Raw genomic sequence first — 14,131 nt, 5'->3', positions numbered from 1 at the left:
CGGACAGGCTCTCGGGAGATGCGGCGATAGCGGGCAGCGCGAGGAGCAGCAATGCGGCGCTGCCGGCGGTCATGATGCGTTTGAACATCGTCGTTCCTCCCCGCCGGCATGATGGTGTTCGGAAACATCATGATAACGCCGCAAGGCATGTATTCCGCCAATTCCGCTAAGATTCCACTTTTTGCCATTGTCACAGTCATGAAACGCGATCAAATGCTGATGGAAGCGATTCTCGGGAAGCTGCTCGAAGCCCCGGAGCCTCTGATGAACGTCAACGGGCTTGCCCAGCGCCTCAACACGGACCAGGCCGTCATCCGCCACCACCTGCACCTTCTCTCAGACAAATCCTGGGTCGTGGAAGCGGAAGGCGGTTTCTGGCGGCTGACCAATGCCGGCCATGACTACCTGGAAGGAACGCCCGAACATGGCATTTCGCTGAAATCGCTCGGCTGAATTCCGCATTTTTCCAGGCTGTGCGGAGGAAGCTTGGGCTGGAACAAGGACTCAGTTCGCAGACGGCGCTATACCTATTCCTCCACACCAAATGATGGCTGTCCGGCCACCTTGAAGGGGGCGGCGCATGACTCCAGCCAACGACGAGTCGGCGGTATCCGATGCACATTCGAAGCCGCAACTGATTTTGTCGGAAGATTTGACGGTGGTGGATGCAACCGATGCATTCCTCGCCGCACGGTCGCTCTCGCGCGACGACATTGCCGGACGCTCCATATTCGACGTATTTCCCGATGAAGCCGGCAAGAATCACAGCTCTGTGCCACATGCCGGCGAGGAACATCTGCACCTGGCGCTTGAGGCTGCCGGAGATGGCGTCTGGGAGTGGGACATCCTGGGCAACAGGTTCGATTTTTCCACTCGTGGCAGGGCGATGCTCGGCTACGACGAGAGCGAGATCGGAAACCGGCTGGACAACTGGCTGGCGATCACCCACCCGGATGACCAGGAGCGTGTCCGGGCAAACACCATGGCCTGCATGAAGGGCCGTATTCCGTTTGTTTCCACCGAATACAGGGTACGCTGCAAGGACGGCAGCTGGAAATGGCTGCTGTCGCGCGGCGCAGTCGTCCAGCGCGACGAGAAAGGCTGGGCAACACGCATGGTGGGCACGACGCTCGACATTTCAGCCGAGCAGGAAACGCTGCGCCGCGCCAACTTCGATTCGCTGACCAGCCTGCCCAACCGAAACCTGTTCCGCGACCGTCTCGAAAAGGAAGTGCAGAGCGCCAGGCGCAACGGCAAGACCGTCGCCCTGCTGTTCATCGACCTCGACCGCTTCAAGGAGGTCAACGACCTCCTCGGCCACGATGCCGGGGACAAGCTGCTGCGCGAGTGCGCCAACCGCATTCTCTCCTGCGTACGCGCAGCGGACACCGTCGCGCGCCTGGGCGGGGACGAGTTCACAGTCATCCTGATCGACCTCGAAAGCCGCGCGCACGTCGAAGACATTGCACAGAAAATCCTGGACGCGCTCGCCCGGCCGTTCGAGCTCAGCCAGCAGCGCGCGCACGTATCAGGCAGCATCGGGATCACGCTGTATCCCGACGACGGCATCGACCCGGAACGCCTCGTGCGGAATGCCGACCAGGCCATGTACGTCTCCAAGAATGCTGGCCGCAACCAGTTCCATTTCTTTACACGCTCGATGCAGGAGCAGGCGTGGCATCGCATCACGATGATGGGCGAATTGCGCAATGCATTGCCGCGCAAGGAATTGCAGCTGTATTTCCAGCCGGTCGTGGAACTGGCCAGCGGACGCGTGGCGAAGGGCGAAGCGCTGCTGCGCTGGATGCATCCGCAAAAGGGCATGCTGCTGCCGTCGGAATTCATCGCGCTCGCGGAAGAAAGCGGCCTGATCCATGAATTCGGCAACTGGGTATTCATGCAGGCGTCGGCATGGTCGAAGCGATGGACCGAGCTGACGGGAACGCTGTTCCAGGTCAGCGTCAATGCGTCGCCGGTGCAGTTCATGCAGCGCAAACGCGCGCTGCACTGGGGTCGGTATCTGAGCGAGCTGGGCCTGGCATGGAACAGCATGTCGGTGGAAATCACCGAAGGCGTGCTGTTCAACACCTCTTCGTCGACGGCCGAACAATTGCTCGACATGCGGGATGCCGGCATCCAGGTCGCTATCGACGATTTCGGAACCGGTTACTCGTCGATGGCCTACCTGAAGCGGTTCGACGTCGACTACCTGAAAATCGACCAGTCCTTCGTGCGCGGCACCGCACCCAACAGCACCCGCAGGACGATTGCGGAGACCATCATCGTGATGGCGCACAAGCTCGGGCTGAAAGTAATTGCCGAAGGCGTTGAAACACCGGAACAGCGCGACTGGCTGCAGCATGCGGGCTGCGACTTCGGACAGGGTTACCTGTTTTCGCAGCCAGTGCCGCCGGAAGAATTCGAGCAGCTGCTTTCATTGCATTCGCCGGCAGTCTCCGGCCGGTAGCAGACGCCCTACTTCCGCTGCTCGATTGCCTGCAATGTTGCGGCGGCGGCATCGCGCCACGGACCGCCGAGCGCAACGGCCTGTTTCGCCGCCTCGCGCGCCTGCTTCACGTCCCCAAGCTCGTGCAACACCGTCGCGAGATTGATGAAGGCCGGCGCATTGTCCGGGTGCTCCTGTGCGGCCTGCCTGAACGCCTCGGCCGCCGCCTTGCGGTCGCCGGCGGCATAGGCGGTGTTGCCCAGTCCCATGCGCAGCGTGAGGTTGTGCGGCCAGCGTTGCAATGCGGAGGCGTAGGCCTTGCGCGCACGGCCGGCCTCGCCGCCCTTCTCGAAGGCGACCAGCGCATCAACTGCCGCATGTTCCCCGGCTGTTACGGGCAGCTTGCCGGGCGCTAGCGTCACCATGCCCCAGCGGTTGCTGCGCGCCCATGTCCTGTCGAAGGTGGACAAGGGCATCGTCAAGCGCTCGGTGACACCGGAGCGGAGGATGATTTCGTCGAGGTCGAGGTCGTAGCCGATCGCTACGGCGTAATGCCAGAGCGGCATCCATGGGAGGCTCAGGTTTTGCAGTACCAGCACCGGATTGCCGGCGGACAGCTCGGTCAACAGGGCGTCCAGGGTAGGCGGGATGGTCATGGTGACTGCGCCATTGCGGCGCCCGGCCGCCAGCATCTCGGGTTGCAGGCTGCCCTCGCGCTGCGGCACATAGACTTGCGGCTTCAAGGCGTCGGGCGTGGCCTCGATGCCAGCCGTGGCAAGCGACATAGCTAGCGCGGCGGGGCCGCACTGGTAACGCTCCTGGGGATAGAACGGCGTCGCCGATAATTCGGCGCGCGGCGGCAGCCGGGTGGATGATTGCAGCAGCTCGCGTCCGGGCGTGGCGCATCCGCCCAGCAATAGGGCCAGTAAGACGAACGCTACCGGCATCCATCGATGCCGGTAGCTGGCGATGCCGCTTCGCATTGGATGCTGCGTTTTAACGAACCGAGCGGGTGAACGGATAGACCTTGGTCAAGCCGAGAATGTCGGTTACCAGCAGCAGCACGAACACGAACACGATGGCGCCGACGATGTCGCCGCCTGCAGGCAGGCTGTCGACGCGGCCTGCGAGCGACGCCACTTCCTCATCGCTCAGGGCAGCGACACGGGCTTGCGCCTCGTCTTTCGCCACGCCCATTTTTTCGAGCTCGGCGGCAACGTCGGGACGGCTCAGGGCTGCCGCGACTTTTTCCCTGTTTTGCTGGGCATTGGCGGCAGCGGCCACCTGGTCGGTACCGATCATTGCAGCCTGAACCGATTGGGTGAAGCCTGCAGCGGTGAACGAGGTAATCAGGAAGCAGAGGAAAAAGCGTTTGAGTTTTTCAAGCATGGCTACTCCTTTGTTGTGGAGGAATTGTTAGAGCGGAAAACGCCAGGAAAGTATCAAAATTATATTTTCTGTCCGCAAGACAAGGGCTTACACAACAGTAACAAATGTAACGAGATTGGCATCGTGGTTTAATGCATTTTTCCAATTCATTCCCGCACCCATGCCGACTATCCGCTATCGCCTGCTCAATATCTTTGCCGAGTCGACCTTCGGCGGCAATCCCCTGGCCGTCATCGAGGACGGCAGCGCCCTCGCAGACGATGAGATGCAATTGGTCGCACGACAGTTCAACCTGTCGGAGACGACTTTCCTGCTGCCATCCGAACGCGCCGCCGCCCGCGTGCGCATCTTTACGCCGACGTATGAAATGCCCTTCGCCGGCCATCCTACGCTGGGGTCGGCGCAGGTCGTGCGAGCGCTGTTCAATGCGGGCGACGCGTTCGAGCTGGAAATGAAGGCCGGGCTGATCCCGGTGCGATCGGAGGGCGGCTGCTGGACGCTTGATGCCAACGCACCGACATCGCGGCCGATGGAAGCGACGCCGTCCGAATTGGCGACGATGCTGGGGTTGCCCATAGAGGCTATTGCCGGGCCGGCGTTATGGGTCGACTGCGGCACCGAGCAGCCAATGATTCCGCTGACGGGTGTCGAGTACGTGCACGCGTGCCGGCCCGATCCGGCGCTGGTCGCGAAATTCAGCGTCAACAAGGCGGGACAAGGGAAGGCTTACGTATTTGCTCGTACGCCGGAGGGCTTCGAGTCGCGCTTCTTCTGGGTGCTCGCGCCGGGGAGTATCAGCGAGGATCCGGGCACTGGCTCGGCTTGCGCCAATCTCGGCGGCTGGTGGCTTGCGACTCAGGGCGATACGCCGCTCGAGGCGCGGATCAGCCAGGGGACCGTGATCAAGCGCCCCAACCTGCTGACGTTGCGAGTGCGGGATGGCCGCATTTCGGTCGGCGGGCGGGTGGTTGAATTGGGTGGCGGGGAATTGCGCTGGTAGGCACAGACAGGGCTCGCAAAAGCAAACGGGGCCGGGATTGATCCCGGCCCCGTTCTACATACGTATTCCGCTCAGCCCAGCGTCTTCAAATCGGCATCAACCTTTTCCAGCGCCTCGTTTGTAATCAGCCCGCCGGAGAAATTGGCCACCACCTTCAGCGGAAAACCGCGGCCCATTGCGATTTGCGGATGGGTGGAAATGCCGGGAAGGTATTTTTCGAGGATGGTCTTGCTGGCGTCGTTGTCGAGCAGGTCACCGAGGTTCGAGTTGATGGAAAGGGACGACATCCGTTGCTCCTGTAGGGGGTTGATGTCCCACAAGAATAATCGAAGGGCGACGGCGATGAGAACGGATTAATTAGAGTCACGGCTCGGATCGGCTAGAACTGTTGTACGCCGCGCCGCGGAATTTGCGACGACATCACGATCGAGGTCCGCGTCTCCCCGTATTTGTTGATGCTGGAGAGGAATTGCTCGAGGTCCTGCATATTCTTCGCGACCACGGTGAACAGGCAGGAGTCCGCGCCGGTCACATGCAGGCACTCCAGCACCTGCGGCTTGGCCCGCAGCACCTCGATGAATTTCTGCTTGTAGGGATGCTGCGTGGTGATGGCGACCACGGCCGTGATGATGTAGCCCAGCGCTTCCGGCGCGACCTCCGCATGGTAGCCGCGAATGATGCCGGCCTCTTCCATCTTCCTGATGCGCTCCGCGGTGGCCGGCACCGACAGGCCGGCGGTTTCGGCGAGCGCCTTGAGGGACGCGCGGGCGTCTTTCTGCAGGGCGGCGAGGATGCGCCAGGATTTCTCGTCCACGATGCTCATCGTCGGAATTCCTTTGTTTTTTCAGGTGACGCGGTGATTTTGCCTGAAAAAGCACATTCCTCGGCAGTCTGCGCATGGATAAACTTTCCGGCATGGATACTTCAGTCATTCCCCTCTTCCTCAAGTCGGCGCTGATCGGCCTGTCGATCGCAGCGCCTGTCGGGCCGATCGGCCTGCTGTGCATCCAGCGCACGCTGGACCATGGGCCGCGCGTCGGCCTGGCGACAGGACTGGGCGCGGCAGTGGCCGATGCGATGTACGGTGCCATCGGCGCGTTCGGCGTGACGGCGGTAATCACGCTCCTGACCGGCGCGCGCTCAGCGCTTGCACTGGGCGGCGCGCTGTTCCTGCTGTGGCTGGCTTGGAGTGCGTGGCACGGCTCGGATCCGAAGCAGGCAGCGGCGGCGAAGGGCGGGATCCGGGGTTGGCATGCGTTCGGCGGCACCTTTTTGCTCACCATGTCCAACCCGGCAACCATCCTGTCCTTCGTCGCCGTGTTTTCGTCGCTCGCGGGTGGCATGGCGACGGCTTCGCCGGCGTGGATGATCGCGGGCGTGTTTGTCGGCTCGGCCGTGTGGTGGTTTGTGCTGGTGGGCATGGTCGGCCGCCTGCGGGAACGCTTGCAGACGGCGCACCTGCGGTGGATCCGGCGTGCCTCTGCATTGCTGCTGGCGGCGTTTGCCGGCTACCAGTTGCTGACGCTTATTTAAGCATTCAAATTCCGCTTGACCTTCCCATCACTGGAGGGTTGAGAGTGGTGTCCTGTTCAATCTCCCTGAAGGACACCACCATGATTCGTCGACTGTTTTCCGCTTCCCTCCCGCTGCTCGCCGCCGCGTCGCTGACCGCATGCATGTCGCCGCCCACCAACCTCGATCTTTCGCTGGAACACCCCTCGGAAAACGGGCGCTATGTCGTAAAGGTCCAGTCGCTCGCCGATCCCATCGTCATCAACAAGATGCACACCTGGGAAGCGACAGTGAAGCTGCCGTCCGGCGAACCGGTGCCTGGCGCGCGCATTGCCATCGGCGGAGGAATGCCGCAGCACATGCACGGCTACCCGACGCAGCCGCGCGTGACGAAGGAACTCGGCAACGGCCGTTACCTGATCGAGGGCATGAAGTTCAGCATGGCGGGATGGTGGGACTTGAAGCTGGATATCGACGCATCCGCCGGCGCGGACAAGGTCACGTTCAATACGATTATCCCGCAGCCCTAACGGCGCCATGAGGAGAACCGCCATGAATCCGATTTTCAACAATGCACTCGTTGCCCTCATTGCCGCGCTCGTGCCGTTGGCGGCAATCGGCTGGGGCGGCGTGGATGGCTGGAGCAGCCAGGAAACCGCTATCCTGTCGTCGCTGCGCCTGAGCCAGCTCGAACCCGCGCCGCCCGATCCGTCCAACCGCTATGAAGGCGTGCCCGCCGCAGAGGCGCTGGGCAAGCGCTTCTTCTTCGACAAGCGGTTCAGCAGCAATGGGGAAGTCTCCTGCGCGAGCTGCCACGATCCCGAGCAGCAATTCCAGGATGGCCGTCCCGTGGGCCGCGGCGTCGGCACCGGCGCGCGCCGGACGATGCCGGTAGCCGGGCTTGGACACAGTCCCTTCCTGTTCTGGGATGGGCGCAAGGACAGCGCATGGTCGCAGGCGCTCGGCCCGCTGGAGGATGCTGCCGAGCATGGAGGCAACCGCCTCGCCTATGCGCATGCAGTACAAGCCAATTACCGCAGGGATTACGAAGCCGTATTCGGCCCGCTGCCAAACCTGGCGAGCCTGCCCCGCGATGCCGGGCCGCTCGGGGACGACAGGCAGCGTGCGGCGTGGAAGGCAATGGATGAGCGGTCACGCGAAGCGGTGTCCCGGGTGTTTGCGAACATGGGCAAGGCGATTGCCGCGTACGAAAAGACACTGCAGCACAGCGAGTCGCGGCTGGACCGCTATCTTGAGGCCGTGACCAGGCGTGATGCCGCCGCCTACGGCACGCTCAACGCGCAGGAAAAAAACGGACTGCGCATCTTCATCGGCAAGGGGCAGTGCGTGACCTGCCACAACGGGCCCCTGCTGAGCGACCAGCACTTCCACAATACCGGCGTGCCGCAGCGTAATCCGGCGAAGCCCGACCTCGGGCGCAGGCAGGCGATCACGAAAGTCATCGCGGACGAATTCAACTGCCTCGGCCGCTTCAGCGACGCGAAGCAGGACGACTGCGGCGAACTGCGCTTCATCGCGCAGGACGACCACGCGATGGAGGCAGCGTTCAAGACGCCCAGCCTGCGCAATGTGGCGCAGCGCGCGCCCTACATGCATGCGGGGCAGAAGGCGACGCTGCTGGAAGTTGTCGAACACTACCGGAATGCGCCAGCGCCGGCAGCCGGGCACAGCGAACTGAAGCCGGTTGCCATGACGGATGGCGAAGTGCGTGACCTCGTGGCGTTTCTCGGGACCTTGACGGGTGCGGTTGTCGAGCGGAGGAAGTAATGCCGCCGCAATGAAAAAGGGCCACGTCAGAAGACGTGGCCCTTCATGTCTGGCGCGGCCGGCAGGAATCGAACCCACGACCCCTTGGTTCGTAGCCAAGTACTCTATCCAGCTGAGCTACGGCCGCGAAGGGTCGCAATTCTAACACCTCGCTGCCCGCGTGTCATCTTCTTCGTGAAATCATCCCTTCCGCACGCCAACCGTCACCAGGTATTCGCGCGACATCGCAATGCCCAGGTCCGACCTGAACTGCTCGTGGTAGGCGATGAAATCCTGTTTCAGGCTCTGCAGGCGATCGGCATCGAGCGTCGAGGCAAGCGCACGCGTCGGGCCATAGCCGGTCACGAACAGGTTCCAGACCGCCTCGCCGCTCGGCTCGCGCAGCACCGTGGTCCCGGTTTCGAATTTCAGGTCGAAGCTCGCGCCGAGCAGTTGCTGCACGCGTTCGCGGCTGCCCCATTCAAATGGCGACGGCGGCGCAGGGGTGGCAGGCGCGGCCATGTAGGGCTTCATGACCTTGAACAGGCCGGCGATCGTGCCGTCCGCCGGCCATGTGGCAAGGGCAATGCGGCCGCCCGGCTTGCAGATGCGCGAGAGTTCGCTGGCGGCGGCTTCGGGCTTGCTGACGAACATGATCCCGAAGGTGGAAATCGCGGCGTCAAAGGTCTTGTTCTCGAAACCCAGCGATTCGGCGTCGCCGACCGCGAAGTCGATCTTCAGCTGCTCGTCAGCGGCGCGTGCCTTGGCCGCCGCAATCAGGTCGGCACCAAGGTCGATGCCGGTGACTTGCGCGCCGCGCGCGGCGATGCGGCGTGCTGCCCAGCCGGTGCCGGTGGCGATGTCAAGAACGCGTTCCTGCGGCTGCGGATTCAGGCGGGTGACGCAATGCTCGATAGCATCGGCGATCGTCTGGCTGATCCGTTCATAGTTTGCGCCACCGCTATTCCAAACTGCGGCGGGTTTCTGGTTATGTTGCTGGATGGTGGATTCGCTCATGTCGCTTCCTCCTGGAAAGAGCGTTGCCGCGAAACAAGGCATGCATTTCTTCGCGGGAAATGGCTGCGCAGGCGCGCAGCACCGTTTCCAAGATAGGCAGTGAATCGGTGGTCGGCAAGCCGGGTCAGTGCTCGACGGTATTCATTGGGGCAACAGTTTCGATGGCCGGTGGAGGCGCATCGTTTGGTGGAAGCTGCGCCGCTTCCACCGCCTGCTCGACGATGCGCTCCATCTCCTCGTCACGCATGTCGGGCACGGGTTCCGGCGCCGGTGCGCGCGGCGGCGTAACCGGACGGCGCGGCGCGGGCGGCTCTTCCTGTTTCCAGCTAAAGAAATCGGTCACCTTCTGCACCAGTGACGCAAAGAAGGATTCCGGCGGTTTGGGGAAGTGCGCGTTGGCATCCACCAGCTTCGCCTGCAGCGTGCGCCGCGCGAAGTCGCCGACCACCGGCAAGGCGGTGTGCGCGCCCTGCCCCCAATAGCTGCTGCGCATCGTCACGCGCGCGTCATTGAAGCCGACCCACGCGCCGGTCACAAGGCGTGGATGCATGAGGATGAACCAGCCGTCGGTATTGTTCTGCGTCGTGCCGGTCTTGCCGGCGACATCGACGCGGCTGCCGACCTGCCACTTGATCGCGCGCCCGGTGCCCTGGTCGATCACCGCGCGCAGCATGCCGGTGAGTTCGTACGCGGTTTCCTCGTCGAGCACGCGCTTGCCGCTGCTGGTGAAGCTGTCCAGTTCCTTGCCGTCCTTGTCGAGGATGCGGCTGACCATGATGGGTTTGCGCGCTTCGCCGCCGGTGGCAAAGGTGCCGTAGGCGGACACCATCTCCAGCAGCGTGACCGGGCTGGTGCCGAGCGCGAGTGCTGGGACCTGTTCCAGCGGGCTCTGCGTCACGCCCATCCTGCGCGCGAACTCGGCGACGCGCTTCGGACCGACTTCCTGCATCACTTGCGCGGTGATGGTGTTCTTTGATTGCGCGAGGCCTTCGCGTAGCGTCATCTCGCGTCCCGAGGGGCCGGACATGTCGGTCGGCTTCCACACCGTGCCGTCGGGCATCTTGATCTCGACTTCGCTGTCCATGAAGCGCTTGTCGGGTGGCATGCCCTTCTCCAGTGCCGCGCCGTAGACGAAGGGCTTGAACGTGGAACCCGGCTGGCGGCGTGCGGTGGCGACATGGTCGTACTGGTCAACGCTGAAATCGCGGCTGCCGACCCAGGCCTTCACATGGCCGTTGACGGGATCGATGGCGACGAAGCCGCTTTCCAGACGGGTCTTGTCGGCCAGCAGCGGCACCACGAAGGCCGCGTTGGACTTGAGCTGCTTCAGTGCGGCAGCCGGCTCCGTTCCGCTGTCGACCGCCTTGCGGTACGGCGCCGATTCGCGCACGAAGGCATCGAGCAGGTCGCTACGCGTGCGCCACAGATAGCCGAAGGGGCGCGTGGCGGGACTCACCGCGTTCATGTTGCGCATCGGCCCGGTGCCCCATTCGCCGTCAGCCACGCCCTGCAGCCGGCGCATCTGGCGCTCGACCGCCTGCTCGGCGTACGCCTGCATGCGCGAGTCGATGGTGGAGACCACCACCAGGCCGTCGGAGTACAGGTTGTAGTCGTTGCGGTCAGCCCAGTCGATCAGCCACTTGCGCACCTGCATCGCGAGGTGCGGCGCCATGCCGACCGGTTCCGGCTGGCGTTCGAATTCGAGGCGGATGGGTCGGGCCTTGAGGCGTTCGAGGTCGGCCTTCGGGAGAACATTCCGCTTTGCCATCTGCGCCAGCACCACGTTGCGCCGCTCCTGCGCGCGCTCGGGGCGCAGCACCGGGTTGTAGTAGCTGGTGCCCTTGAGCATGCCGACCAGGGTTGCGCTTTCCAGCACGTTGAGCTCGGCGGCCGATTTGTCGAAGTAGGTGCGCGCCGCCATCTCGATGCCGAAGGCGTTGTAGAGAAAGGGTACCGTGTTCAGGTAGGTGAGCAGGATTTCCTTCTTCGAGTAGGTGGCCTCGATCTTGAGCGCGGTGACGAGTTCCTTCAGCTTGCGGTTGATCGAACGCTTGCGGCCGATCTCTTCCGGATAGAGGTTGCGCGCGAGCTGCTGGGTGATCGTGGAGCCGCCTTCCGGTTCGCCCTGCAGGGTGCGTACGATGCCCGCTGCAGTACGCCGGAAATCGATGCCGAAGTGCTGGTAGAAGCGGTGGTCCTCCGTTGCGATCAGCGCATTGACGACATGCGGGGAAATCCGCTCCAGCGGCACCCACTCGCGGTTCATGCGCTTGAACACCGCGAGTTCCTTGCCGTCGGCGGACAGGAGCACGCTCGGTGTTTCTGCCTTGGCCTTGCGCAGGTCGGAAATGCTCGGCGTGAACGGAATCAGGATCAGGGTGTAGACGAACAGCAGGAGCGCGCCGACCACACCACTCGCCAAAGCGGCCTTGCACGCGGCCTTGAGCCGTGCGGGCCAGGCGAGGGTAGGATCGATGACAGATTTGAAATATCCGGCGATGCGGGAGTAGAGCCGTGCGACGCGTTCGCGCGGCGTATTATGTGCTTCCAAGGCGGCTTCCAGAGTTCCGGCGGCCACCTGCGGGGGCCGCGCTTGCTACAGAGGAAGTATTTTACCGCCTTGCGAACATTGTCCAGTGGAATGCAGGAACGAAGCCGCGCTGCCATTGCCAAAGCGGAATGCCAGAATTGCATCGAGGTCCGAGATGTCCATGCTTTTTCCGTCCGCGCCGCGCTTTTCGCCCGCCGTCACGGACGTCAGCCCTGTGCGGGAATGGGTGATGCCATCCGTCGTGCCGCGCCGCAGCTATGCGAACGGATGTGTTGCCCTTCCCCCAGGCATGCCGGATTCCCTGGAGGTGAGCATCGTGCGCTCGGCCGAAGGCACCGAGCGCACCACGGCCGTCATTTACGGCAAACGCGTCTTCCTCATCCACTACGCATTCACGCCCGGATGACGCTTGCCGCGCCTGTTCAGGTCTGGCCACCCGCCCTCTGGGGCTGCTTCACCGTGCGCAGATAGGGCTTGATCGTGTTCCACCCTTCCGGGAACAGCGATTTCGCTTCCTCGTCGCTGACCGACGGCGGAATGATCACGTCCTCGCCCGGCTTCCAGTTGACTGGCGTCGCCACCTTGCTCTCGGCCGTCAATTGGATCGAATCCAGCACGCGCAGGATTTCGTCGAAATTGCGGCCGGTGCTCATCGGATAGGTCAGCATCAGCTTGATGCGCTTGTCGGGGCCGATCATGAAGACCGAGCGCACCGTCGCGTTGGTGGCCGCGGTGCGGCCTTCGGACGTACCCGGCTCTTCAGCAGGCAGCATGTTGTACGCCTTCGAGACAGCCAGGTCGCTGTCAGCGATGATCGGATACTTCGGCAGCGCGCCCTGCGTCTCTTCGATATCCTTGAGCCATTTCTGGTGGCTGTCGACGGGATCGACGCTCAGGCCGATCAGCTTGCAGTTGCGTTTGGTGAATTCCGGCTCGATGAGGGCCATGTAGCCCAGCTCCGTGGTGCATACCGGAGTAAAGTCTTTCGGATGCGAAAACAGGATGGCCCAGCCGCTGCCGATCCAGTCGTGAAACCTGATGGGTCCCTGGGTCGTGGTGGCATTGAAGTCGGGCGCGATATCATTGATGCGCAAGGACATGGTCGCTCCTTCGATAATCGTTGAATGGTTGGTGCGACATTTGCAAAGCACTTGCCGCATGTCACAATGCGGCCTTTAGAGGGTGTTATGACCTTGGGAAGGGGGTGCGCAGCCCCGAGAACCGGCCGAATGCAAGGCGCAGCGACGCGACGTGGTGGTTCCACGGCAAGGAGCTGCAACACGGCAGGCGGCCGGTTCTCGGGGCTGCCCTGCGGGTTCGGTCGAGAAGGGACGCATTGCGGTGTTGCCGCGCTTGCCCAGACGCCCAGTCTGAGCGGCGCGCCGCGCCTAGCACTGCGTCCCTTCTCGACCGAACGCACCCCCTTCCCAAGGTCATAACACCCTCTAGGGCCGCGCATTCAGCATAGGAGCGCACCTTCCGCACGGTTTGACATTCGTCAATATGCCCTGCTCCGCCCTTCCCCCGACTTCACAGACGCAAGCATGAAAAAGACCAAACCTGCCGCCATCGCCCCCGAAGAGCGCGACGACCTCCTCTCCGACCGCATGGTCGCGCTGGCGCTCGACCTGCGCGAAGCCGATGTCTACGCCGAACTGCCCGATGCCTTGAAGAAGGCGCAGTCCGAGCTGCGCAAGACGATCCGCAAGTGCCTGCAGCAAAAGCGTGAACAGGCACTGGACGAGGCGCTGGAGCGCACTTGGGAAGAAGACGGAGACGCCTACCGCGTGCTGCGCAGCGAAGTGGAAGAGTTGTCCGGCACCATCCTGTTCCGTCGCGAAGACGGGCCGGAGACGGAAATCAATGCCTTCGTGGTGCCGTTCTTCGTGCACAGCACCGGCGGCCTGCGCGAGGACCAGGATTTCATGGACGAGGACGCCTTCACCCTGCTGCGCGACAGCATCCAGGAAGGCGGACTCGAAAGCCGCAAGGCGAACGTGGTGCTGGTCAGCCATGCCTACCATCTCGACGAAATCGAACACATCGGCCATTGCCAGCTCAACACGATGGTGCTCGAAGCCCATGAAGCGATGACGCGCAAGAAGGCCACTTCAGCCGACGCCATCGCGGGCAGCATTCGCGGCTGGCCGGCGTCGCAGTTCGGCCCGCAGGACAGCGCGATGGAACTGCGCTTCCTGCTCGGCTTCGCGCTCAAGCGGATGGACGACCCGTTCTACCAGGTGCCCGCAAAGGAAGCGGCCGCCGACCGTTATTTCGAGGCGCGCGCCGAACGTTTCCGCGCATGGTCGAAGCAGGTCACGCCGCTGCTGCAGCGTTGCCTGATGACCGATGGACGCGAAGTGCAGATCGATTTCCTGTACCAGGACCTGTTCCATGGCGGGAAGGAAGCGGCGGTATCGGAACTGGAGATGCTGCGCGTACTGTCTGA

The 14,131-nt window shown here is 63.1% G+C and carries 16 protein-coding genes and 1 tRNA gene; 8 read left to right on the top strand and 9 right to left on the bottom strand.

The window, feature by feature from the left end:
• Window positions 1-200: hypothetical protein (locus AYR66_RS29250; protein ID WP_206047026.1), on the bottom strand; the 200-nt coding region annotated here is incomplete at its 3' end.
• Here AYR66_RS29250 and AYR66_RS02305 point away from each other — a divergent pair.
• Both AYR66_RS02305 and AYR66_RS02300 read left to right on the top strand, forming a co-directional pair.
• Entirely contained in the window at window positions 199-453 is a 255-nt protein-coding gene (locus tag AYR66_RS02305; RefSeq protein ID WP_141104000.1) for a hypothetical protein, read from the top strand. The genes AYR66_RS29250 and AYR66_RS02305 overlap by 2 nt on opposite strands.
• A gap of 127 nt (window positions 454-580) precedes the next feature.
• Complete coding sequence (locus tag AYR66_RS02300; RefSeq protein WP_088706174.1) at window positions 581-2,467, top strand: putative bifunctional diguanylate cyclase/phosphodiesterase; 1,887 nt, start codon at window positions 581-583, stop codon at window positions 2,465-2,467.
• An 8-nt stretch (window positions 2,468-2,475) separates the two neighbouring features.
• Here the strand turns inward: AYR66_RS02300 and AYR66_RS02295 are convergent, their stop codons facing one another.
• Both AYR66_RS02295 and AYR66_RS02290 read right to left on the bottom strand, forming a co-directional pair.
• On the bottom strand, window positions 2,476-3,429 hold the full coding sequence (locus AYR66_RS02295; RefSeq protein ID WP_206047025.1) for a PA2778 family cysteine peptidase: 954 nt from the start codon (window positions 3,427-3,429) through the stop codon (window positions 2,476-2,478).
• A 13-nt stretch (window positions 3,430-3,442) separates the two neighbouring features.
• Entirely contained in the window at window positions 3,443-3,835 is a 393-nt protein-coding gene (locus AYR66_RS02290; protein ID WP_088706173.1) for a PA2779 family protein, read from the bottom strand.
• A gap of 115 nt (window positions 3,836-3,950) precedes the next feature.
• On the opposite strand from AYR66_RS02290, the gene AYR66_RS02285 reads away from it, so the two are divergent.
• Window positions 3,951-4,835, top strand: a complete 885-nt coding sequence (locus AYR66_RS02285) for a PhzF family phenazine biosynthesis protein (RefSeq protein ID WP_337366667.1) — start codon at window positions 3,951-3,953, stop codon at window positions 4,833-4,835.
• Between the two features lie 71 nt (window positions 4,836-4,906).
• Here the strand turns inward: AYR66_RS02285 and AYR66_RS02280 are convergent, their stop codons facing one another.
• Together AYR66_RS02280 and AYR66_RS02275 are read right to left on the bottom strand one after the other, a co-directional pair.
• The gene (locus AYR66_RS02280; RefSeq protein WP_088706171.1) at window positions 4,907-5,122 is read right to left on the bottom strand and encodes a hypothetical protein; all 216 of its coding nucleotides are present in this window, start codon (window positions 5,120-5,122) and stop codon (window positions 4,907-4,909) included.
• 92 nt (window positions 5,123-5,214) lie between these two features.
• Window positions 5,215-5,658, bottom strand: a complete 444-nt coding sequence (locus AYR66_RS02275) for an Lrp/AsnC family transcriptional regulator (protein ID WP_088706170.1) — start codon at window positions 5,656-5,658, stop codon at window positions 5,215-5,217.
• A 74-nt stretch (window positions 5,659-5,732) separates the two neighbouring features.
• On the opposite strand from AYR66_RS02275, the gene AYR66_RS02270 reads away from it, so the two are divergent.
• The 3 genes from AYR66_RS02270 to AYR66_RS02260 all read left to right on the top strand — a co-directional run bounded on the left by AYR66_RS02270 (window position 5,733) and on the right by AYR66_RS02260 (window position 8,135).
• Window positions 5,733-6,368: a LysE family translocator gene (locus tag AYR66_RS02270; RefSeq protein WP_234814680.1), complete on the top strand. Its 636-nt coding sequence runs from the start codon at window positions 5,733-5,735 to the stop codon at window positions 6,366-6,368.
• Window positions 6,369-6,448: 80 nt separating this feature from the next.
• The gene (locus AYR66_RS02265) at window positions 6,449-6,877 is read left to right on the top strand and encodes a FixH family protein (RefSeq protein ID WP_088709555.1); all 429 of its coding nucleotides are present in this window, start codon (window positions 6,449-6,451) and stop codon (window positions 6,875-6,877) included.
• 22 nt (window positions 6,878-6,899) lie between these two features.
• A complete protein-coding gene (locus tag AYR66_RS02260; RefSeq protein WP_088706169.1) occupies window positions 6,900-8,135 on the top strand; it encodes a cytochrome-c peroxidase in 1,236 nt (411 codons plus the stop codon).
• Window positions 8,136-8,185: 50 nt separating this feature from the next.
• Here AYR66_RS02260 and AYR66_RS02255 read toward each other — a convergent pair.
• From AYR66_RS02255 to AYR66_RS02245, 3 genes are all read right to left on the bottom strand, one after another.
• A tRNA-Arg gene (locus tag AYR66_RS02255) sits at window positions 8,186-8,262 on the bottom strand.
• Between the two features lie 53 nt (window positions 8,263-8,315).
• Complete coding sequence (locus AYR66_RS02250) at window positions 8,316-9,131, bottom strand: class I SAM-dependent methyltransferase (RefSeq protein WP_088706168.1); 816 nt, start codon at window positions 9,129-9,131, stop codon at window positions 8,316-8,318.
• 124 nt (window positions 9,132-9,255) lie between these two features.
• Entirely contained in the window at window positions 9,256-11,607 is a 2,352-nt protein-coding gene (locus tag AYR66_RS02245) for a penicillin-binding protein 1A (protein ID WP_420093123.1), read from the bottom strand.
• Window positions 11,608-11,842: 235 nt separating this feature from the next.
• On the opposite strand from AYR66_RS02245, the gene AYR66_RS02240 reads away from it, so the two are divergent.
• Entirely contained in the window at window positions 11,843-12,088 is a 246-nt protein-coding gene (locus tag AYR66_RS02240; protein WP_088706166.1) for a hypothetical protein, read from the top strand.
• A gap of 16 nt (window positions 12,089-12,104) precedes the next feature.
• Here the strand turns inward: AYR66_RS02240 and AYR66_RS02235 are convergent, their stop codons facing one another.
• Window positions 12,105-12,782, bottom strand: coding sequence for a peroxiredoxin (locus tag AYR66_RS02235; RefSeq protein ID WP_088706165.1), 678 nt, complete (start codon window positions 12,780-12,782; stop codon window positions 12,105-12,107).
• 444 nt (window positions 12,783-13,226) lie between these two features.
• Here AYR66_RS02235 and AYR66_RS29245 point away from each other — a divergent pair.
• Window positions 13,227-14,131 (top strand): DUF2863 family protein (locus tag AYR66_RS29245; protein ID WP_206047024.1); only part of this gene is annotated, 905 nt, incomplete at its 3' end.

This window comes from Noviherbaspirillum denitrificans, assembly GCF_002211445.1.
Taxonomy (GTDB): domain Bacteria; phylum Pseudomonadota; class Gammaproteobacteria; order Burkholderiales; family Burkholderiaceae_D; genus Noviherbaspirillum; species Noviherbaspirillum denitrificans.
Note: the sequence above shows the minus strand (reverse complement) of the source record. Positions and strands in the feature narration are given on the sequence as shown.

What these genes read in the sequence shown, in the direction of transcription:
- AYR66_RS02305 (WP_141104000.1), top strand. Translation starts at nt 199, where the DNA reads ATGAAACGCGATCAAATGCTGATGGAAGCGATTCTCGGGAAGCTGCTC.
- AYR66_RS02300 (WP_088706174.1), top strand. Translation starts at nt 581, where the DNA reads ATGACTCCAGCCAACGACGAGTCGGCGGTATCCGATGCACATTCGAAG.
- AYR66_RS02295 (WP_206047025.1), bottom strand. Translation starts at nt 3,429, where the DNA reads ATGCGAAGCGGCATCGCCAGCTACCGGCATCGATGGATGCCGGTAGCG.
- AYR66_RS02290 (WP_088706173.1), bottom strand. Translation starts at nt 3,835, where the DNA reads ATGCTTGAAAAACTCAAACGCTTTTTCCTCTGCTTCCTGATTACCTCG.
- AYR66_RS02280 (WP_088706171.1), bottom strand. Translation starts at nt 5,122, where the DNA reads ATGTCGTCCCTTTCCATCAACTCGAACCTCGGTGACCTGCTCGACAAC.
- AYR66_RS02275 (WP_088706170.1), bottom strand. Translation starts at nt 5,658, where the DNA reads ATGAGCATCGTGGACGAGAAATCCTGGCGCATCCTCGCCGCCCTGCAG.
- AYR66_RS02270 (WP_234814680.1), top strand. Translation starts at nt 5,733, where the DNA reads ATGGATAAACTTTCCGGCATGGATACTTCAGTCATTCCCCTCTTCCTC.
- AYR66_RS02265 (WP_088709555.1), top strand. Translation starts at nt 6,449, where the DNA reads ATGATTCGTCGACTGTTTTCCGCTTCCCTCCCGCTGCTCGCCGCCGCG.
- AYR66_RS02260 (WP_088706169.1), top strand. Translation starts at nt 6,900, where the DNA reads ATGAATCCGATTTTCAACAATGCACTCGTTGCCCTCATTGCCGCGCTC.
- AYR66_RS02250 (WP_088706168.1), bottom strand. Translation starts at nt 9,131, where the DNA reads ATGAGCGAATCCACCATCCAGCAACATAACCAGAAACCCGCCGCAGTT.
- AYR66_RS02240 (WP_088706166.1), top strand. Translation starts at nt 11,843, where the DNA reads ATGCTTTTTCCGTCCGCGCCGCGCTTTTCGCCCGCCGTCACGGACGTC.
- AYR66_RS02235 (WP_088706165.1), bottom strand. Translation starts at nt 12,782, where the DNA reads ATGTCCTTGCGCATCAATGATATCGCGCCCGACTTCAATGCCACCACG.